This window comes from Streptomyces sp. NPDC054813, assembly GCF_053611365.1.
On record NZ_JBSHAF010000024.1, the window covers coordinates 93,111 to 112,026 of the forward strand.

Consider the following 18,916-nt stretch of genomic DNA (forward strand, 5'->3'; position numbering starts at 1 on the left):
CGGTATGGGACCGCTGGCCGCCCGGCTTGCCCGGGCCGGCCAGCGGCTGCGCCACGCCGACCGCGACCATCCCTGGGTGCTGGACACCACGGTGGTGGTCCTGGTCTTCCTCATGTTCTGCCTGCCGGACCTGCTGCACGGGGGTGCCGGGGACGGCGACGGTCCCCACCGGTTCCGTGTCGCGTTCACCCGGCTGCCGCCGGCGGCCATGCTGCTGGTGCAGGCGGGCCTGGTCCTGCCGCTCCTGTGGCGGCGGCGCCGGCCCATGACGGCCTTCGCCGCCGTGGCCGCCGTGTTCGTCCTCCAGTGGTCGCTGGGTGCCGCCCTGCGCGCGGACGTCGCCCTGTTCGTCGCCCTGTACAGCCTGGCCCTGCACGGGCGGCTACGGCAGCTGCCGTGGGCCTGCGCGATCATGGTGGCGGGGATGGTGCTGGTCGCGGTGCGCGTGTCGGCGGCGGTGTCGGTGTGGGACGCGCTGTTCTTCCTGCTCAGCACGGCGACCGGGGCCCTCGCGCTCGGCCTGATGATCAGGATGCGCCGGGCCCAGCTCGCGGGACTGCGGGAGCGCGCGGCGCGTCTGGAGCGGGAACGCGACCAGCGCAGCAGACTCGCGGCCGCCACCGAGCGCGCCCGGGTGGCCCGCGAGATGCACGACATCGTCGGCCACAACCTGGCCGTCATCATCACCCTCGCCGATGCCGGGGCGTACGCCACGGACACGGCTCCCGAACGCGGCAAGGAGGCCCTGCACCTCATCGGCGAAACCGGCCGGACCGCCCTCGGCGAGCTGAGACGCGTGCTCGGCGTGCTGCGGGAGGCACCGGACGGCCCCGCCGAGGCGCCCGAACTCAGCCCGCAGCCCGGCCTCACGGACATCGAGGCGCTGTGCGACGGTGTGCGCGGCGCCGGCCTGGACGTCGTCTACCGGACCGTCGGTGACATGGACGCCCTGGACGGCGGGATGCAGCTGACCGTGTACCGCATAGTCCAGGAAGCCCTCACGAACACCCTGAAGCACGCCGGAGCCGGCACCCGGGTGAAACTGTCGGTCGTGGCCGAGGACACCCGGCTGGTGGTCCGCGTCCGGGACGACGGCCCGGCCGTAGACTCCCGGCCCCGGAACGAGGAAGGACACGGCCTGGTGGGCATGCGAGAGAGAGCGGCGCTCTACGGAGGGACCGTCAGCGCCGGACCCGCGAGCGGCGGCGGATGGACGGTGGAGGCCACCCTCGACCTGGCACCCCGGGCAGGCGGCCGATGACCACGGTCCTGATCGTGGACGACCAGCCGCTGCAGCGCTACGGCTTCCGGGTCCTGCTCGACTCCATCCCCGAGACGGACGTGGTCGGCGAGGCCGCGCATGGTGCCGAGGCCGTCCGCAAGACCGCCGAACTGAGCCCCGACGTCGTTCTGATGGACGTACGGATGCCCGGAATGGACGGCATCGAGGCGACCCGCCGGATCACCGCCGCCGGTGGCCGCTCGCGCGTCCTCGTGCTGACCACGTTCGGCCTCGACGAATACGTTCATGCCGCGCTGAGGGCCGGTGCCAGCGGCTTTCTCCTCAAGGACGCACGCCCCGAGGAACTCCTCGCCGGCATCCGCGCCGTCGCCGTCGGCGACGCCGTCATCGCACCCGCGCTCACCCGTCGCCTCCTGGACGAGTACGCCGAGCACGTGCCCGCCCGCCACGCCGACGCCGGTGCGGACGCGCGACTGAGTGCCCTCACCGAGCGCGAGCGGGAGATCCTCGTCGCCATCGGCAAGGGCTGGACCAACGGCGAGATCGCCGCCCGCTTCGTCGTGTCCGAGTCGACCGTGAAGACCCATGTAGGCCGTGTCCTGGCCAAGATAGGTGCCCGCGACCGCATCCAGGCCGTGATCTTCGCCTATGACCTCGGACTGGCCCGCCCCGGCGCCGGCTGAGCGGGCGCCGGGGCGGTCAGGACGCGTTCGGTGCTGATGAGTGCCTGGCGGTCCTGTTCGCGTTGGCCATCGCCGGGCGGCCGGAGGAACGGGCGGCCTGACCCGCGGCGGCGTGGCCGAGGAACCGGTCAGGCGGTCGGCAGGCTGACCGTGAACCTGGCGCCGGAGGTGTGGGCGGGGTCGTAGGACACGTCGCCGCCGATGGTGCGGGCCAGGCGTCGCGCCAGCGGCAGGCCGAGGCCCGCGCCGTCGTGGCCGTCGCCGTGGTCGGCGCGCCGGCCGGGCTGGAACAGGTCGCCCACGAACGCGTCCGGTACGCCGGGGCCGTCGTCGACCACGTCGATCCGGACGGCGCCGGGCACGCGCCGTGCGGCGACGGTCACATCGGAGTGCGCGTAGCGGGCGGCGTTGGCGAGCAGGGGGCTGACGATGCGTTCGAGGAGGGCGGGGGCAACCCCGGCCGCCAGATCCGGACCCCCGGGCGCGACGGTGGCCGTGACGGCGTCCGGTGTGTCGAGGAGCTGGACCACGCGGTCCAGGACGGCGAGGACGTCGGTCGTTTCGGGGGCCGCGGACGGGTTCAGCGCGTTCTCGCGGGCTTCGGTCAGGAGCGTGTCGCAGATGGCGCGCATGGACTGGGCGGCCTCGGCGATCACCTCGTGGGTGGCACGAGTCTCGGCCTCCGAGCGCGGACGGGCCCGCCACCAGTCGAGTTCGACGACGATCCGGGTGAGCGGCGTGCGCAGTTCGTGGGACAACTCACCGGTGAGCTGCCGTTCGTGGCGCAGCACGGTGCGGATGCGGTCCAGGAGCGCGTCCAGCGACGTACCCAGGCGGGCCAGTTCCGCCGGGTGCGCGTCGGCGCCGAAGCGGTCGTCGGAGGCCACGGCGCTCCACTGGGTGGCCTGGTCGGTCATCGTCCGCACCGGGCGCAGTGCCCGGCCGACGGCCAGCCGCGTGAGCAGGTAGGTGCACGCGAGCATCACGGCGTCCAGGACCAGTGACGCCAGCAACAGGGTGTCGGCCGAACTGCGATAGGGGCCGAGGCCCAGGGCGGTGACGACCGTGGCGCTGACGTGGCGGCCGGCCAGCGGCCGGGAGCACAGGCGGACGGGCTGGTCGTCGTAGGGGTGCGCGGTCGTACACGCCGGCCCGCGCCGTGCGGCCAACCGGCCGGCGGTCCGGGCCAGCGGGCTGCCGGCCGGCGTCGACGGGGGCTTTTCGAGCAGTCGCGTGCCGGTGTAGATCCACACGTTGGCGTCGAGGAGACCGTCGTTCACGGTCTCCAGGACGCGTACCCGGTGGCCGCTGGTGTCGACGGTCGTGGCCACGGCGGCGGCCCGGTTGCGCAGTTCGTCGTCCGCCTGATGCTGGAGATGTCGGCTCATCACGACGTTGAACGCCACGGTCAGGACGGTCATCAAAAGGGCGGCGGTGGTCAGTGCGACAAGGGACAGGCGTCCGCGCAGAGTGCTTGGCGCGAGTCGGCGCAGGACGCGGCAGGGTCTCATGACAGGTGGTGTCCGATCCCGCGTGCCGTGCCGATCGTCAGCGTGCTGCCGGCCTCGCGGAGCTTGCGCCGCAGCCGGGTCAGGTACTGGTCCAGGGTGTTGTCGCTCACGTGCGCGCCCTGGGGCCAGGCCGCTCTGGTCAGCTCCCGACGGGACACGGTGGCGCCGGCCGCAGCGACGAGCCCGGCGAGCAGCCGGAACTCCGTCGGGGTGAGGGCGACGCGGACGCCGTGCACGGTGACGCTGTGCCCCACCGCGTCCAGGACGAGGTCCCCTGCCGTGGCCGTCGAGGTCGGCGCGGCTCGCCTGAGGGCGGCTCCGAGCCGTGCGGTGAGCTCGGCGAGGTGAAAGGGCTTGGGGAGGTAGTCGTCTCCGCCGGCGGAGAACCCGGACAGCCGGTCGGCGAGCTGGTGCCGGGCGGTCAGGAAGATCACGGGAGCGAGGAAGCCGTTGGCGCGCATCGCCTGGCACACGTCCCGGCCGTCCGCGTCGGGGAGTCCGATGTCCAGGACGGCCGCCGCGACATCGTCGGTGGCCAGCCGCAGAGCGGTCGAGCCGTCGACGGCGAGGACGGGGTCGTAGCCCTCCTCGGACAGGCCACGCCGCAGCACATCGCGCAGAGCGTGATCGTCCTCGATGATCAGAATCTTGTGGTGCATGATCTTCCAGCGGTTCCTCGGCCACACGGCGGTTCCTGCCGGTGACGGGCGATTGGTTCACGGCGCGACGAGCGGTGGACCCAGCCCCCTGAGCGCGCCGGCGGCTATGCCGCGGACCCCTCGCAGGCCTGGCTCATCCGCGCTCCTCGCGTGCCCTGGCGGTCCGGCGGGAGCGGAGGACCTCGGCCAGCAGGGGCAGCAGGGACAAGACCACGATCAGCGCGACCAACGGCAGCAGGTAGCGGTCGACGTTCGGGATCGAGGACCCCAGTGCGTAGCCGGCGAGCGTGAGGCCGAGGCTCCACACCAGGCCGCCGATCACCTGCCACACCGTGAACGTCCGGACCGGCACACCCAGCGCGCCCGCCATCGGATTGAGGACCGTCCGTACCACCGGCACGAAGCGGGCCAGTACGACCGCCTTCGCGTGTCCGTACCGCTCCAGCAGCTCCTCGGCCCGCTGCGCTCCCTCGTGCAGGCGCTTCGAGCGGCTGCGCGCGAGCAGTGCCCCGCCCGCCCGCCTGCCGAGCAGATACCCGCACTGGGCTCCGGCCAGCGCTCCGAGGGCCGCCGCGATCAGCAAGGGCCCCAGCGAGAGGTGGATGCCCTGGTCGGCCGTGCCCGTGCACAGCAACCCCGCCGTGAACAGCAGCGAGTCCCCGGGGAGGAAGAAGCCGACCAGCAGCCCCGTCTCGGCGAACATCACCACGCCCACGCCCAGCACGCCGAAGGCGGCCAGCAGCGATCGGGCGTCCAGCACATTGACGGCCAGCTGCGAGGCGAGGTGCAGCGATGTGGTCATGGGGCCTGGGCCTTCCTGGAGGTGACTACAGGCATGTAGACGATTTTTGAACTCTAGACGATGGAGGGTCCCGGAACGTTCCCGATGGCCTGACGGCCGTCAGGCCACCGGGCGCATTGCCCTCGACAGGGTGAATCTTCTTCCCGCGGATGGGAGGGGAGGCGAAACTGCAAGTTGTAGGAGTTCGCGGTTGCAAGCCCGGAGCATACCTCCTACGACTAGTAGGAGGTATTCACTCACTCCGGCCGCTTTCCCGCCTCCCGCCGGCATCGGGGAACGTGCGATGCCCAGCCGGGTCCACCGGTCGGGCCCGGCCGGCCAAGGCCGCTGACACCACGCCGTGGGTGCCGTGGTGCCGCGGGCGTCCCCCCGCGGAGTCGACGTCCGCGTGGGTGCCCAGGCGGTCCTGGTGCGTGGGCTGCTCGGCGAGCCGGAGACGGACCACGGCGTCGAGCCCACCGCCGCCGGCCGGCTCCAGGGTGACTTCACCACCGCCGGCGCGGGTGAGCTGGCGCACCATCGGCAGACCGAGACCGGTGCCGTCGTGGTCGGCATCGGGGGCTCTCCAGAACCGGTCGAAGGCTCTGTGCCGTTCGGTCTCGGTCATACCGGGCCCTTCGTCGATCACATGCAGCTCGGCGATGGGCGAGGTACGGCCGCCTTCCCCGGGGGCGGTGACGACGTCCAGCGTGATCGCGGTTCCCGGTGGGGACGCGCGCAGCGCGTTGGACAGCAGGTTGTCGATGATCTGCTCCAGGGCTCCCGGCACCGCCCACACCCGGACGGCCGTGGCTCCGGAGACGACGATGCCGACGTGCTGTTCGTCGGCGAAGGCCGTCCAGACCGCCGCGCGCTCGGCGACCACGGCGTCGAGAACGACCGCCTCCGGCCGGGTCGCGGAGTTCTCCAGCCTGGCGAGGGCCAGCAGCCCCTGCACCATACGGCTGAGCCGCTCCATCTCCGCCAGCGCCGTGTCCAGGCTGTCCTGGGCGCAGGGGGCGAGGTGCGGCTCGAAGTTCTCCAGGCGCAGCCGCAGTGCGGTGAGAGGGGTACGCAGTTGGTGGGACACCTCGGAGGCGAACGCCTGCTGAGCCCGGAGCACGTGCTGCAGCCGGGTCGCGGTCGTCGTGAACGACGCGGCCAGCCGTCGTAGCTCCGGCGGACCGTGGTCGGTGGCGGGTGGATCGGTGAGCCGGCCCTCGGCGAGTTGAGCGGTGGCGTGTTCCAGGGCCCTGACCGGGCGCGTGATCGAGCGGGCGAGGACGAAGCCGATCAGGGTGACGGCGGCCAGCACGCCCAGCCCGACGACGGCCAGCGCCAGCCAGGTGGCATGGACCTTCGCCTGGAGCGGGCCCAGCCGGTACTCGGTCCGCACCACGCAGGGGACGGCGGCGCCGGAGCCGCCCGGCACGGTGACGAAGAGGACGTCGCCCTGTGCGGACGGGTCGTCCCGGGTACCGACGACGGGGCTGTCGCGCAGTGCGCCGGAGATGTCCGGCTCCGCGGACAGGTCGCTGCCGACCAGGGCCTCGGCGGTGTCGGTGAGGACGACCCCCTTCCGGTCGGCGACGAGGACGCGGCTGCCGGTTCGCCGCCCGTAGGCGCGGGCCAGGCCGGGGAGATCGGCCGCCAGGCCGTGCTCCATCCGCTCTTCACAGACCGCGGCCAGCGTCATCGCCCCCTGCTGCGCCGTACGGGAGAAGCGGGACAGCTCGCTGCGGGCGTAGAAGACACCGAACGGCACTTCGAGCGCGAGCAGGACGAGCAGTATGAGGCTCAGATGGCTGAGCAGGATACGACGCGTCACCGGGGCCCTCCACCACGCACCGCCGCTGTTGCGGACGCGGCGGACGCGGCGGACGCGGCGTCGGCCGCAGACGGCGGCACCAGACGGAATCCGATTCCGCGGATGTTCTCGATCCAGCCGGAGTCAGCGAGTTTGCGGCGCAGCGCGGCGATATGGACGTCCAGGGTCTTGGTGGGGCCGAAGTAGTTCGGCTCCCACGCCGTGTCGAGGATCTGCCGGCGGGAGCAGACGGCCCCGGGGTCTTCCGCGAGGCAGGTGAGCAGGTCGAACTCCTTGGGGGCCAGGGCGACCGGCGACCCGTTCAGATGCACCTGCCGGGTGCGGCGGTCGATGGTCAGCGGGCCGATCCGCTGGACGTGGGGCACCCCGGGCCGGGCCGGATCCGCCGACGGCCTCCGTTCGTCGTGGCCCCTCTCCAGCCCCGCGAGTCCGGTCCGGCGGGTGACGGCACGGATCCGGGCGACGAGTTCCCGTACGCCGAACGGTTTCGAGACGTAGTCGTCCGCGCCCAGCTCCAGGCCGAGTACCCGGTCCACTTCGTCGTCCCTGGCAGTGATCATGATGATCGGCACCGCCGAGCGGGCCCGGAGCGCACGGCAGACGTCGAGGCCGTCCATGTCGGGCAGCCCCAGGTCCAGCAGCACCATCGCGGCCTCGGGTGCGGCGAGGCCGTCGGTGCCGTTTCCGGCGTGTTCCACCGTGAACCCGAAGCGGTGCAGCCCCTCCATCAGTGGTCCGGCCACCCGGTCGTCGTCCTCGATCAGCAATACACGCATGCCGGAAGGCTCACAGACTTCCGCCGCAGCACGTGGCGCAAACGCCGGAACCTCCCCCGAGCCGGTGATCCCTCTCTTCGCGGGCGACCGGGTCCACCACGGACGGCGCAGCCGCCGAAGGACGTCGCGCAGGCGACAGCCAGGACGTGGACAGCCCGATCAAGCAAAGACCCAGGACCTTCGAACACCGCCAGATTTCGGCTCAGGTCCCGCGGCGGGCAAGCCTTCCCCGAGGCAGCCGAGTTGACGGCCATGGCCGGACGCGGCCGAGCGGACCGCAGTCGAAAACTGATCCAGCGTCAGTCCGCGCCGGTCGGCCGGTCCGTCACGTCGTCGGCCGGAGCAGAGCACATCACAGCGGCTCCTCGAACGATTCCGGGATCACCGCTGTATTTGCTCTGGCAATGTGCTTGATCGTCGTCCCGTAGCGTCGGTTGCACGTCGGGTGCCACTCGAGCACCGCGTGACCAGCACCCCCCCCTTGAGCACCCGGGACACCTCATGCCCCTTGATGAACTGCGCCGTATCCGGCCGGACCTGGTGGACTCGTTCACGGCCGCGCTCCCGGGAGCCCGGGCCACCGTGCTCGGCCGCCTGTGGGGCGCGCTCTCACGAGAACCCGTGCCCGGTCTGACCGGGCATCGCCGGAAGTCCGACAGTCTCGTGCTCGATCTGCGGCGGGGCGGCTCACTGGCGGCGGCCCGGTCCTGTGCGCGGCCGTTCGCCGAGGTACCCGCGGACTTCACCGTGTCCGGACCCGAGGGGACGATCAGCGAGCCGGCGAAACTCCTGGCACAGCTCGGCCTGCGTACCCGCGCGGCGGAACGACTGGCGACCGAACTCGACAACAGTGTGGTCAACCTGGCCCTGGCCAGGGCCGCGAACGCATACCCGACCGCCCCACCGAACGACTCGGCGGACGCCGAGCAGGCGGTTGTCGAGGGACACCCACAGCATCCCTGCTGCCGGACACGGACCGGCATGTCCATCGCCGACGTGCTCGCCTACGCTCCCGAGCACCACCCGGTCGTCCGACTGGCGCTGCTCCGGGTCCCGGCCGAGCACTGGCAGGGGGCCGGCATCTGGCCACGGCAGCTGCGGGACGGCGACACGATCCTGCTCCCGCTGCATCCCTGGCAGCGCGACCACGTGCTCACCCGCCATCCCGGCCTGGCCGTCGCCGAGGAGACGATCCCGGCCCGGCCGTTGCTGTCGCTGCGCACGCTGGCACCGCTGGACGTCCTGCCGGGTTGCCACATCAAGACCGCTCTCGACGTGCAGGTCACCAACTACCGGCGCACCATTTCCCCGGCCGAGGTCGCCGACGGACCGGCGCTGTCCGATCTGGTCTCCGCCCTCCTGGACAAGTCCGGGTACGGCGGCAGCCTGCGCATCCTGCATGAGCTGGGCGGCGGCGCGGTACGGGTGGACGGGCAGCCCTCGGCGAGCCTGTCGGCGATGATCCGGGAGTCCACCGAGTGCTGCCTGGACCCCGGCGAGATCGCGGTGCCGCTCACCGCCGTCCACGCGACAGGAGCCACGCTGATCTCGGGAGATCCGGTGCGCTGGCTCGCGGACCTCGCCGGACTCGTCCTGCCGCCCGCGCTGACCCTGCTGTCCCTGGGCGTGGCGTTGGAAGCCCACGGCCAGAACACCCTGGTCGTGCTCCGGAACGGGCGGCCGGTACGGGTGCTCTACCGGGATCTCGACGGCGTACGTGTGAGCCCCCGGCGCCTGGCCCGGTGCGGCTTCACGCTGCCACCACTGCTCGGCACCCGCGCGGGCGACGACACGGACGCGCTGCACACCAAACTGTTCGGCGGCCTGGTCAGCGGTGTCTTCAGCGAGCTCGTCGACGTCCTCACCCGGACGCGGGGGGCCGATCCCCGGGCGTTGTGGGGTGCGGTGGCCGAGGCGGGCCGCCGGGTGTACGCCGACCTGCCGGACCACGAGGACGCCGCGGCCTTCTTCGGCGACACGATGCCGCTGAAGGCGACCGTCGCCATGCGCCTCTCCGGCAACCCGGGCAGGGCGCAGTGGACCTACCTGCCCAACCCGCTGGCCCTGTGCCGCTGATTTCTCCCCACCGACCGTTGTCCCCTGGAGCGACCCCATGACCACCGGTACTGCCCCCCACACCAGGTTCGCCACCCCGACCGTCACCGCCTCGGCCGGCGAACCGATCCGGACGGCCGACGCAGCCACCGCCCACACACTGCTCAACTGCCTGATGCGCGAGGTCTCCGCCCCCGAACACCAGGTGACCGTCGCCGACGGCCACCTGCTGCTCCGTCTGCCACGCCGGAACCTCCTGTTGCGTGCCCGACTACGACGGACCTCTCTGATCGGAGCCCACCGCTTCCAGGGTCCGGTGCAGCGGCTCGCCGACGGCACCTGGGTGACGGTGGACTGGAGGGAGCTGGCCGGCTTCATCGAGGAAGAACTGGAACTGCGCACAGGGGTCGCCAACGAGGAGTTCCTGAGCCAGGTGGCGGACAGCCGGGAGACGATCCGGACCGCGCTGGAGCGGCGGGCCGCCGGCGCGCCGCAGGCCGACCCGTACGTGGCGTCGGAGCAGTCCCTGGTGTTCGGCCATCGCTTCCACCCCACTCCGAAGGCCCGCACCGGCGACCCGGCGGACTGGCTGGCGTACGGCCCGGAGACCGGTGCGCGTTTTTGCCTGCGCTACCTGGCGGTGCGCCGCCATCGCATCTGTGAGGAGGGCGAGTTGGGTGAGATGGACGCGCTGCACCCGACGACCGACCCGGAGTTCGCGACCCTGCCGGTGCACCCCTGGCAGTACCGGCTGCTCCAGGGCAACGCCCGACTGCGCGCGGCAGTGGCCGCCGGCGATGTCGTCGACACCGGCGTGAGCGGGCCGGAGTTGGTGCCGACCGCATCGGTGCGTACCCTCTACCACCCGGACGGCGACGTCTTTCTGAAGTTCAGTCTGAACGTCCGCCTCACCAACTGCGTCCGCAGGCACGCACGGTACGAACTGGCCGGCGCTGTCGCCCTCAACCGGCTGCTCCAGCCCGTCTTCGCCGACCTGTCCGAGCGCCACCCGGGCTGCGCGCTCCTGGCCGAGCCCGGCTACCGCACCCTCGACGGCGATCTCGACCTCCTCGAAGGTCTCGGCGTCATCGTCCGCTCCGGCCTGCGCCAGCACCTTCTCCCCGGGGTGACACCCCTGCTCGCCGCCGCCGTGGCGGACGAGTACCCCACCGGTCCGGCCCACGTCTCCCACCTGCTCGCACGCGGCGACGGATCCATCCTCGCCTGGTGGGACACGTATCTACGGCTCCTGCTGCCACCGGTGCTGGCCGCCTACTTCGAGCACGGCGTCGTACTGGAACCCCACCTGCAGAACGTCGTCGTCGGTGTGCGTGCGGACGGCACACCGGCGCAGATGTTCTTCCGTGACCTGGAGGGCACCAAGCTTCTGCCCGGGCACCACCGGCACGCCCTCGCCGAACTGCCGGACGAGGTCCGGGAACCCCTCGCCTACGATGCCGAACGCGGCTGGAACCGGGTCGCCTACTGCCTCCTGGTCAACCACACCGCCGAAGTACTGGGAGCCCTGGCCGACCTCGATCCGACGCTGGAACCCGCCCTCTGGGGCCTGGTCCGCGACCACCTCGGCGCCTACGCCCGCACCGCCGGCGAACCGCCACGCCTGCGTGCCCTGCTGTCCGGCGTGCCGCTGCCCGCGAAGGCCAACCTCCTCCTGCGCTGGGCCCGCAAGGCCGACCGGCACGCCACCTACGTCCCGCTGCCCAGCCCGCTCGGCGCGGACTTCCCCCGCGAGGCGATCCGGTGAGGCCCGCCCTCCTCGACCTCGTCGGCACCATGACCGACGACGACCTGCCCGCCTACGTCTACGACCTGCCGGGCCTGCGCGAGCACGTACAGGCCATCCGGGCCGCCCTTCCGGAACGCGTAGAGCTGCTGTACGCGGCCAAGGCCAACTCCGACCCCCGGATCCTGCGGACGCTGGCCGGAAACGTCGACGGGTTCGAGGTGGCCTCCGGCGGTGAGCTGAGCCACGTCCGCTCACTCGTCCCCGACGCGCCGATCGCCTTCGGAGGCCCCGGCAAAACGGAGACGGAGCTGACCTGTGCGCTGAACTCCGGAGTGGAGCGCCTGCACATCGAGAGCGAACACGAACTTCGGCTGGTCACCACCGTGCTGGGCGACGGACTCGCCGAGGTCCTGCTCCGCGTCAACCTGCCCGTCGGCGTCGGCCGGGTCGCCCTCGCCATGGGCGGGCTCCCCGGCCCCTTCGGCATGGACCCCGCGCAGCTGGACCGCTGTCTGGAGGTGATCGCGTCCGACCCGCGCGTCCGGCTGCACGGCCTCCACTTCCACCTCGCCAGCGGACTCCGGGCCCGGGCCCAACTGGCTCTTGTCGGCCAGGTCCTGAACTGGGCCGAAGGGTGGTCGCGCGAACGCGGAGTCGACCTGGCCGAGGTCAACGTCGGCGGGGGAATGGGCGTCGACTACGCGGCTCCGCACCAGGTGTTCGACTGGCCCGCGTTCGGTGCGGGCCTACGCCCCCTGCTGGCCCGCCACCCTCACCTCACACTGCGCATCGAGCCCGGCCGCTCGATCACCGCGTACTGCGGCTGGTACGTCACCCGGGTCCTGGACATCAAGTTCAGCCGTGGGCAGGCGTTCGCCGTGCTGCGCGGGGGCACCCACCATCTGCGCACCCCGGCCGCGAAACAGCACGACCAGCCCTTCGAGGTGATCCCTGAGGACGAGTGGCTCCCGTCCTGGAACCGCCCGGAAGCCCACGACGAGCCGGTGACACTGGTCGGACAGCTGTGCACGCCCAAGGACGTCCTGGCACGCGGAGTCATGGTGGACCGACTGCGGGTCGGCGACCGAGTCGCCTTCGCCATGGCCGGCGCCTACGCCTGGAACATCTCCCACCACGCCTTCCTGATGCACCCCCACCCGACCTTCCATCACATCGACGATGTGGGGGCACCCGCCCCGGCCGGCCCTGCCCGTCAGATGCCATGAGCGCGGTGCTCGCCCCACTCGCCGTCCGGAACTTCCGCCGCTTCCTGCTCGGGCAGCTGACCTCCAACATCGGCACCTGGATGCAGCGCGCCGCCCAGGACCTGCTCGTCCTCCACCTCTCCGGCAACAGCGGCAGCGCGGTGGGCATCGTCACCGCACTGCAGTTCCTGCCCCAGACCCTGTTCGGACTGACCGGAGGCGTCCTCGCCGACCGGTTCCCCAAGCGGCGGCTCCTGCTCCTGACGCAGGCCGCCATGGGAGCGCAGTCGCTCCTGCTCGGGCTGCTGACGGTCACCGGAGCGGTCAACCTGCTGTCCGTGTACGCGCTGGCCTTCGCCCTCGGTACCGCCACCGCCTTGGACAGCCCCGCCCGCAACGCGTACATCTGCGAACTCGTCGACCGCGCGCGCGTGGCCACCGCGGTCAGCCTGAACTCCGCCCAGTTCAACGCCGCCCGCATCCTCGGCCCCGCCCTCGCGGGCCTGACCGTCGCCGCTTTCGGCACGGGCCTCGTCTTCCTCGTGAACGCCGTCTCCTACCTGGCCGTCCTCTACGGCCTGATCACCATCCGTACGGACGGCCCGGGCGGCAACAGCCCGTCCCCACCTGCCCGTACTCAGCTGGCCGACGCCTTCCGGGACATCGCCGCCACCCCGGAGCTGCTGCTGCCGATGTGCGTCATCGCCTTCGTCGGCACCTTCGGCCTGAACTTCCAGGTCACCATCTCGCTCGTGGCCGTCACGGTCTTCCACTCCGGTGCCGCCGCCTTCGGCTGTCTCTCCGCCGCCTACGCCCTGGGCAGCCTCATCGGCGGGATCCACGGGGCGAGCCGCGGCAAGCCGCCCACCCTGCGACGACTGATCACCACCACGGTCGTCTTCGGTGCGCTGGAAGCCGGACTGGGCCTGATGCCGGGCTACGGCACGTTCATGGCCCTGCTGGTCCCCACCGGTTTCGCCGCGGTGACCGTGACCACCACGGCCAACACGCTGACCCAGCTTCATGCCGACCCACGCCTGCGGGGCCGTGTCCTTGCCGTCTACTACGTCGTCCTCCTCGGCGGCACTCCCGTCGGCGCCCCGCTGGTCGGCCTGGTGTCGGACGCCCTCGGTGCCCGATCCAGCCTCGTCCTCGCCGGCGTCGTGTCGGCGTCCTCCGCGCTCGCCCTGTCCGCCCTGGTCTCAGCGCGAACCCGACGGCGCACCCCGGTCACGACACCGGCGTCGACACCCGGTTCACCCCGAACCGACGCTCCCGGAGCCGCGGTGCCGGGCCGACCGGCAACCAACCTGAGACCCGACCGATGACCCATCCGCCAAGGCCGACGGAACCCTGCGGCCTGCGCTGTCCCGCCGAGGAGTTCGTCATCAGCACCAGCGGCCTCGGCCCCCTGCGCCACGCCGTCGCCCGCGCGCTGGCCCGGCGAGCCGGTCAGAAACCTGCCGCACGCGCCGTCGAGTACACCTCGGCGGCCACGTCCTTGAGTTCCTGCGCGTCCCGTGCGGCCCACGAGACGTCGACCAGGAACTCGTCGAGACCGATCTCGGCGTACGCCATCAGATCGGTGACGATCTGCTCGACGTCACCCTGGAAGGGCCGGCGGTCCGGCCCCTCGTGGCGTTTGGCGGTGTAGTCCGGGTTCACGCGCACCACCGTCCGCAGCGGCCGGGTGCGGCCCCGCTCGGCGGCGAGATCCTGCAACTGGCGCCACTGGGCGGCCACCTGCTCGGGACCGTCGGCGTACGGCAGCCAGCCGTCGGCGTGGTCGACGAGCCGGCGCATCGCCCGCGGGGTGTTGGCCGGCACCAGGATCGGGATCGGCCGGGCCGGCTTCGGCCCGACCACGGCCGAAGCGATCCTCGTGATCCGGCCGTCCTCGTAGACCACCGGGTCCGGGCCCCACACCGCCCGGCACACCTCGAACACCTCGTCCATGACCTTGCCGCGCTCCTCGAACGGGCGCACTCCGGCGGCCGCGTACTCGTCGAGGGACCAGCCACTGCCGAGGCCCGCGACCACCCGGCCACCGCTCGCCGCGTCCAGCGTCGCCAGGGACTTGGCCAGCTGGAAGGGGATGTGCAGCGGCGCCACCAGCACGGCGGTGCCCAGCTCGACCCGCTCGGTGGCCGCCGCCGCGAGCGTCAGGGTGACCAGCGGTTCGGCCACGCCCCGGTAGGCGTCGGGCCAGGGCAGGCCCGGAACGCCGTACAGGGGCTGGGTCTGGGGTTCCGGGAACAGGGCCCGTTCGTACACCCAGAGGCTGTCGTATCCGATGTCCTCGGCGGCGCGTGCCACGTCGGGCACGTCCTTGCCGAGGTCGTACTGCCGATTCTGCGGGAGACCGATTCCGAGCCGGGTCGTCATGCCGGTGTACTCCTCTGTGGTTGGTTGCGCAATCAAGTTAACGTCGTCTCGGCCAGGTCGGGGCGAGACCCGGCCGAGGTTCGCCCGAGCGGATCCCTCAGCGGGCGGACAGCATGCGCAGCATGTCGGTGTACTCACCGCGGGCCTCGGCGAATCGCACCGGTTCTACCGCCTTGACGAGGATCTCGTCCGGTTGCCCGCTGGAGCCGAGGACGCTCATGACCTCATCGAGATAGGCGTCGAGGGGCATGGCGGTCTCCGAGTCCTCCTGTCCCATCAAGGCGGTGCGCACCGCCGGGGGCACCAGTTCCAGGACGTCGATGCGCGTGTCCGCCAGCTGGACGCGCAGGCTCTCGGTGAAGGAGTGGAGGGCGGCCTTGGTGGCGTTGTAGGTCGGGGTGATCGGCAGGGGGACGAACGCCAGCCCGGAGGAGACTTTCATGATCGTTGCCTGCGGCCGGGTGGCGAGGTGTTCGGTCAGAGCGGCCACGAGACGGATGGGGCCGAGGAGGTTGGTCGCCACTGTCGCCTCCGCCGTGTCGAGGAAGTCACCGCCGTGAAGATCCTCCGGCAGCATGATGCCGGCCATCGTCACCAAGACGTTGAGGTCGGGGAAGCGGTGCAGCAGCTGCGCGGTGGCGTCGTGGACGGAGACCGGGTCGGTGACGTCGAGCACGACGGACGCGATGCCGGGGTTCTCCGAGACGATCTGTGACTGCTCAGTGGTTGTTGACCGCCGAGGCCCAGTCGAAGTTCACGCCCATCTGCTGGTACATGGTCGAGTACCCGACGAAGCAGTCGAACTTCTCGACCTTGCCGTTGTGCAGGTACCAGAAGTCGGCGGTCGGCGCGTCGATCTTCGCGCCGTTCGGCTTGACGGTGCCCGCCGGTGACTGCAGCGGTCCCTCGAACGTGCCCTGGATGGACAGTTCGATGCTGATCACGTCTCCGTTCACGGTGATGCGCTTGAGGTCACGGTGAACGTCGGGGAAGAGGTTGGCCATGTAGGGCAGGACGTTGCCGAGTGCCTGGCCCCGGTAGGCCACGCCGGGAACCATGTCGTTGAAGACGCCGTCCTCGGCGAAGCTGTCGACGAACGTCTTGACGTCCATGCTGCTGCCCTCCGCCACGTGGTAGTCGCGCAGGACGACCGCGAGATTGTGCCTCTCGTGCTTGGTCAGGTGGCGGTTCGTGAGCGGCAGCTTCGCCAGCCGGCGAGGTGTCAGGTCCGGCACCGCCGCGCTGCTGTGGACGGCCGCACTGCCGTGGACGGGGCTTGCGGCCTGTGTCGGCGCGGCGGCGATGGAAAGGCCACCCAGGACGGCTACCGCGGTCGCGGCGGTGATCGATGTGCGGCTGAGCAACTTCATGTCGTGTTCCTCCAGGCCAGTTCTCAGGATCCGGGCTTCGTCACCACGGGGTCTCTCGCGCTTTTAGTAATTCAAACGCTCGCTTGACTTTATGGTTGGAGGAAGCAGGCTGTCAAGCCACTGTTTGAATTCTCCGGTCGCGCGGCCGAGGGGGACGTGCGTGCTGTCGTGTTGTGGCCGGTCGGGCAGGGTCCGCGGCAGTGGTCCGGTGTGGCGAGCCGGGCGTCAGCTGGAACTGTTGACGATGTAGTCAAGCGTCTGCTTGAATGCATGGCATGACAAGGGCGGAAAAGGCGGATCTGCGCCGAGAGGCGGGTCAGCGCACGCGGGACGGCCTGCAGACGGCCGCCCTGGAGTTGCTCTCGCAACGAGGCCAGGAGGGCGTGACCCTCCGCGAGATCACCGATCGAGCCGGAGCCAACGTCGCCGCGGTGAGTTATCACTTCGGGTCGCTGAAGGCACTGTGCGAATCGGCGATAGAGCACGCGCTGGAGCAGTATCTCGACGCGCAGCTCCGGGAACTCGGTGCGCTCGCCTCCACTGCCACGCTCCAGGAGGTGGCGACAGCGTTCGCCCGGCCGATGATGCGTGCGCTGGCGGCCGGTGGACAGGACCTGGCCGTGATGCGGACCGTGGCGCGCGTCGGCATCGATCCGCCCCAGGCCTGGGAGCGGCTGAACGGCAAGTTCGACCAGAGCCGCCGGGAGGCCCTCCGGGTGCTGACGGCGAACCTTCCCGGAGTCGGCGAGGAGGAGCTGATCTTCCGTACGCGCTGCGCGGCCGGCCTGCTGAACTGGCTCGCCCTGGCACCCATCGGTGCCGAACTGGCCGCCATGCCCGCCGAACAGATCGAACGGCAGCTGGTCCCCGTAGTGGCCGGAGCGTTCCGCGGGGACGCCCCCGCCGGCGGCTGACCGGGCCCCGGACAACTCGAACGACGGCCTGCCAGGGAGACGGACGGAGCCTCGATCGGAGGCCCCGCCGCCGGTGTACTCAGGAGCGGAAGACCTCCAGTTCGGACAACTGCGCCGCCGGCCAGCCGGTGTTGCTCGTGAAGGTCAGCTTCAGGTATCGGGCTCGGGTGTGTGCGGGCAGTACTGCCGTCACCGAGTTCCCCGTCGGGGCGGCGAAGGTGTAGGAGGCAGGCGACACCACCGTGTACCAGTGGTGGCCGTCCGTGCCGGCTTCGACGGCGATCGTCTGGCGGCGAGTGTTCCAGTCGGCGAGCGGCGGGAGATGCATGACGAGCCTGCGGACGTCGGCGGGGTGGCCGAGATCCACTTCGAACCACTGCGGGAGGGCGTTGTCGGCACTCTCCCAGTAGCTCGTGGTGTCTGCGTCGACCGCGTTGGACGGGGCGTACGTCTGGGTGAAGCTGCCTGCTGTCGCCGAGCGGTGCAGTGCGAGATTCACGTCGTCGTCCGCGTGGGCGGCGGGCGTCGGTGAGGGGGAGGACGGGCGCGGCCTTGCGGACTTGGTGCTGGAGGAGTCGCCGGCCGCCCCGGCGTGCGCGGGCGGGGATGTACGGGTGGCCGCGGGAGGGGAGAACGGACTGGCGGGCAAGGTGAGGGGTGGCCGTGTGGTCGGGGAAGCCGGATGGTGTGCTACCCGGCCGTCCGACATCAGTGCCGCGGCGGTGACGGCGGCCACGACGGCGACGGCGACGACCGTCATCGCGGCAACGGCGGTGGTGCGACGCGGGTGCCGGCCGCGGTGCCGTCCGGGCGTCGGGGTCTGCCCGGCACGGGGTCCGGAGGGTGCGGGGAACAGGTGGTCGGCGCGGTCGGTGGGCCTGGACCGCAGCACCGGCACCTGGATGCGCTCCGTGTGCGGCGCGTCGGCGAGGTAACCGGAACTGCCCCATCCCAGCAGACCCTCCGCCAGCGCGCCCCGGGGATCCTGTATGAGGTGGAAGAGCTGGGAGACGGCCACGGTGCAGCAGGCGCAGGTGTCCATGTGCTGTTCGAGATCGAGGCTGCGCCGAAGGCCGCCCGGATTGGCGGTTGCCTCGATCAGGCGCTGGAAGCGAGCGCAGGTCTGGTCGCCGTTGCGTCGCAGGTGCGTGCGCAAGTACGTCCCGTGCATGGCCTGTTGGGCCGACAGCTTCAGGACGCCGATCGCGTCCGTCTCGGTGCTCAGCAGGGAGGCGGCCGCGGCATCGGGTTCTGCCTCCAGTACGGCGTGCCACAGCAGGATCTGGGTTCGTTCCGGCAGGCTGTGGAAGGCGTCGAGCATGGTGCCGTCCTGGGGCCGTGCGCCGACGGGCAGTCGCCGCCGGGAGTCCGGCGCACCCATGGCGGCGAGGCAGGCGAGGAATCCGGGGGCGAGCCGGTCACGTCTGCTGTCCGAGGCCCAGGTCACGGCCAACTGCTGAACCAGCATCAGCAACCGGTGACGCCAGGGTCCCGGGGGCTGGACGCCGCGGCGTATCTCCGAGAGCGCGAGCGTCAGGGCGTGGCCGGCCAAATCGGATGCCACGGCCGGCTGCCGGCCGCACAGCCGGGCGTAGGCGAGGAGAGCGGGGAAGTGGCGGCGGCCGAAGACCTCCGCCGCCGGCGCCGCGCCTGCGGCCCGACCCCGGATGAGGTCGACGAGTTCGGCGTCGGGCGCTACCTCTTAGGGGCGTCGGCTGATGCCGAACCGGCCCGGGTCACTGGGTTCGGACACCCCGCG

16 protein-coding genes are annotated in these 18,916 nt (G+C 71.5%); 7 read left to right on the forward strand and 9 right to left on the reverse strand.

The window, feature by feature from the left end; genetic code table 11:
- Window positions 1-4: 4 nt before the first annotated feature.
- Together ACWGJB_RS37335 and ACWGJB_RS37340 are read left to right on the forward strand one after the other, a co-directional pair.
- On the forward strand, window positions 5-1,261 hold the full coding sequence (locus tag ACWGJB_RS37335) for a sensor histidine kinase (protein ID WP_453384557.1): 1,257 nt from the start codon (window positions 5-7) through the stop codon (window positions 1,259-1,261).
- Window positions 1,258-1,926, forward strand: a complete 669-nt coding sequence (locus ACWGJB_RS37340; RefSeq protein WP_453384489.1) for a response regulator — start codon at window positions 1,258-1,260, stop codon at window positions 1,924-1,926. The genes ACWGJB_RS37335 and ACWGJB_RS37340 overlap by 4 nt, the downstream gene beginning before the upstream one ends.
- A gap of 128 nt (window positions 1,927-2,054) precedes the next feature.
- Here ACWGJB_RS37340 and ACWGJB_RS37345 read toward each other — a convergent pair whose 3' ends face one another.
- The 5 genes from ACWGJB_RS37345 to ACWGJB_RS37365 all read right to left on the reverse strand — a co-directional run bounded on the left by ACWGJB_RS37345 (window position 2,055) and on the right by ACWGJB_RS37365 (window position 7,481).
- Window positions 2,055-3,437: a sensor histidine kinase gene (locus ACWGJB_RS37345; RefSeq protein ID WP_453384490.1), complete on the reverse strand. Its 1,383-nt coding sequence runs from the start codon at window positions 3,435-3,437 to the stop codon at window positions 2,055-2,057.
- On the reverse strand, window positions 3,434-4,096 hold the full coding sequence (locus ACWGJB_RS37350; protein WP_453384491.1) for a response regulator transcription factor: 663 nt from the start codon (window positions 4,094-4,096) through the stop codon (window positions 3,434-3,436). Before ACWGJB_RS37350 ends, ACWGJB_RS37345 begins: the two co-directional genes overlap by 4 nt.
- Before the next feature lie 133 nt (window positions 4,097-4,229).
- On the reverse strand, window positions 4,230-4,898 hold the full coding sequence (locus ACWGJB_RS37355) for a DedA family protein (RefSeq protein ID WP_453384492.1): 669 nt from the start codon (window positions 4,896-4,898) through the stop codon (window positions 4,230-4,232).
- 232 nt (window positions 4,899-5,130) lie between these two features.
- Window positions 5,131-6,705 carry a sensor histidine kinase gene (locus tag ACWGJB_RS37360; RefSeq protein WP_453384493.1) on the reverse strand — a complete coding sequence of 525 codons (1,575 nt, stop codon included), beginning with the start codon at window positions 6,703-6,705 and terminating at the stop codon, window positions 5,131-5,133.
- Entirely contained in the window at window positions 6,702-7,481 is a 780-nt protein-coding gene (locus tag ACWGJB_RS37365) for a response regulator transcription factor (protein ID WP_453384494.1), read from the reverse strand. Before ACWGJB_RS37365 ends, ACWGJB_RS37360 begins: the two co-directional genes overlap by 4 nt.
- Before the next feature lie 501 nt (window positions 7,482-7,982).
- Between ACWGJB_RS37365 and ACWGJB_RS37370 the strand changes: the two genes are divergently transcribed.
- Genes ACWGJB_RS37370 through ACWGJB_RS37385 form a run of 4 tightly spaced genes read left to right on the forward strand, consistent with a single transcriptional unit; the run spans window position 7,983 to window position 13,816 of the window.
- Complete coding sequence (locus ACWGJB_RS37370) at window positions 7,983-9,557, forward strand: IucA/IucC family protein (RefSeq protein WP_453384495.1); 1,575 nt, start codon at window positions 7,983-7,985, stop codon at window positions 9,555-9,557.
- Between the two features lie 37 nt (window positions 9,558-9,594).
- The gene (locus ACWGJB_RS37375; protein ID WP_453384496.1) at window positions 9,595-11,301 is read left to right on the forward strand and encodes an IucA/IucC family protein; all 1,707 of its coding nucleotides are present in this window, start codon (window positions 9,595-9,597) and stop codon (window positions 11,299-11,301) included.
- Window positions 11,298-12,509 (forward strand): type III PLP-dependent enzyme, encoded by a 1,212-nt coding sequence (locus ACWGJB_RS37380; protein ID WP_453384497.1) that lies wholly within the window; start codon window positions 11,298-11,300, stop codon window positions 12,507-12,509. Before ACWGJB_RS37375 ends, ACWGJB_RS37380 begins: the two co-directional genes overlap by 4 nt.
- A complete protein-coding gene (locus ACWGJB_RS37385; RefSeq protein WP_453384498.1) occupies window positions 12,506-13,816 on the forward strand; it encodes an MFS transporter in 1,311 nt (436 codons plus the stop codon). Before ACWGJB_RS37380 ends, ACWGJB_RS37385 begins: the two co-directional genes overlap by 4 nt.
- 124 nt (window positions 13,817-13,940) lie before the next feature.
- Here the strand turns inward: ACWGJB_RS37385 and ACWGJB_RS37390 are convergent, their stop codons facing one another.
- From ACWGJB_RS37390 to ACWGJB_RS37400, 3 genes are all read right to left on the reverse strand, one after another.
- Window positions 13,941-14,873: an LLM class F420-dependent oxidoreductase gene (locus ACWGJB_RS37390; RefSeq protein ID WP_453384499.1), complete on the reverse strand. Its 933-nt coding sequence runs from the start codon at window positions 14,871-14,873 to the stop codon at window positions 13,941-13,943.
- Window positions 14,874-14,970: 97 nt separating this feature from the next.
- Window positions 14,971-15,582 carry an SDR family oxidoreductase gene (locus ACWGJB_RS37395; protein WP_453384558.1) on the reverse strand — a complete coding sequence of 204 codons (612 nt, stop codon included), beginning with the start codon at window positions 15,580-15,582 and terminating at the stop codon, window positions 14,971-14,973.
- A 10-nt stretch (window positions 15,583-15,592) separates the two neighbouring features.
- A complete protein-coding gene (locus tag ACWGJB_RS37400) occupies window positions 15,593-16,243 on the reverse strand; it encodes a nuclear transport factor 2 family protein (protein WP_453384500.1) in 651 nt (216 codons plus the stop codon).
- Between the two features lie 275 nt (window positions 16,244-16,518).
- Here ACWGJB_RS37400 and ACWGJB_RS37405 point away from each other — a divergent pair, with 275 nt between their 5' ends.
- Window positions 16,519-17,157: a TetR/AcrR family transcriptional regulator gene (locus ACWGJB_RS37405; RefSeq protein WP_453384501.1), complete on the forward strand. Its 639-nt coding sequence runs from the start codon at window positions 16,519-16,521 to the stop codon at window positions 17,155-17,157.
- 79 nt (window positions 17,158-17,236) lie between these two features.
- Here the strand turns inward: ACWGJB_RS37405 and ACWGJB_RS37410 are convergent, their stop codons facing one another.
- Window positions 17,237-18,721, reverse strand: coding sequence for a discoidin domain-containing protein (locus ACWGJB_RS37410; protein WP_453384502.1), 1,485 nt, complete (start codon window positions 18,719-18,721; stop codon window positions 17,237-17,239).
- Window positions 18,722-18,916 lie beyond the last annotated feature (195 nt).

Excerpts from the sequence above, each read along its gene's own strand:
- ACWGJB_RS37335 (WP_453384557.1), top strand. The coding sequence starts at position 5 with ATGGGACCGCTGGCCGCCCGGCTTGCCCGGGCCGGCCAGCGGCTGCGC.
- ACWGJB_RS37350 (WP_453384491.1), bottom strand. The coding sequence starts at position 4,096 with ATGCACCACAAGATTCTGATCATCGAGGACGATCACGCTCTGCGCGAT.
- ACWGJB_RS37355 (WP_453384492.1), bottom strand. The coding sequence starts at position 4,898 with ATGACCACATCGCTGCACCTCGCCTCGCAGCTGGCCGTCAATGTGCTG.
- ACWGJB_RS37365 (WP_453384494.1), bottom strand. The coding sequence starts at position 7,481 with ATGCGTGTATTGCTGATCGAGGACGACGACCGGGTGGCCGGACCACTG.
- ACWGJB_RS37385 (WP_453384498.1), top strand. The coding sequence starts at position 12,506 with ATGAGCGCGGTGCTCGCCCCACTCGCCGTCCGGAACTTCCGCCGCTTC.
- ACWGJB_RS37390 (WP_453384499.1), bottom strand. The coding sequence starts at position 14,873 with ATGACGACCCGGCTCGGAATCGGTCTCCCGCAGAATCGGCAGTACGAC.
- ACWGJB_RS37345 (WP_453384490.1), bottom strand. The coding sequence starts at position 3,437 with ATGAGACCCTGCCGCGTCCTGCGCCGACTCGCGCCAAGCACTCTGCGC.
- ACWGJB_RS37370 (WP_453384495.1), top strand. The coding sequence starts at position 7,983 with ATGCCCCTTGATGAACTGCGCCGTATCCGGCCGGACCTGGTGGACTCG.
- ACWGJB_RS37375 (WP_453384496.1), top strand. The coding sequence starts at position 9,595 with ATGACCACCGGTACTGCCCCCCACACCAGGTTCGCCACCCCGACCGTC.
- ACWGJB_RS37400 (WP_453384500.1), bottom strand. The coding sequence starts at position 16,243 with ATGAAGTTGCTCAGCCGCACATCGATCACCGCCGCGACCGCGGTAGCC.
- ACWGJB_RS37405 (WP_453384501.1), top strand. The coding sequence starts at position 16,519 with ATGACAAGGGCGGAAAAGGCGGATCTGCGCCGAGAGGCGGGTCAGCGC.
- ACWGJB_RS37340 (WP_453384489.1), top strand. The coding sequence starts at position 1,258 with ATGACCACGGTCCTGATCGTGGACGACCAGCCGCTGCAGCGCTACGGC.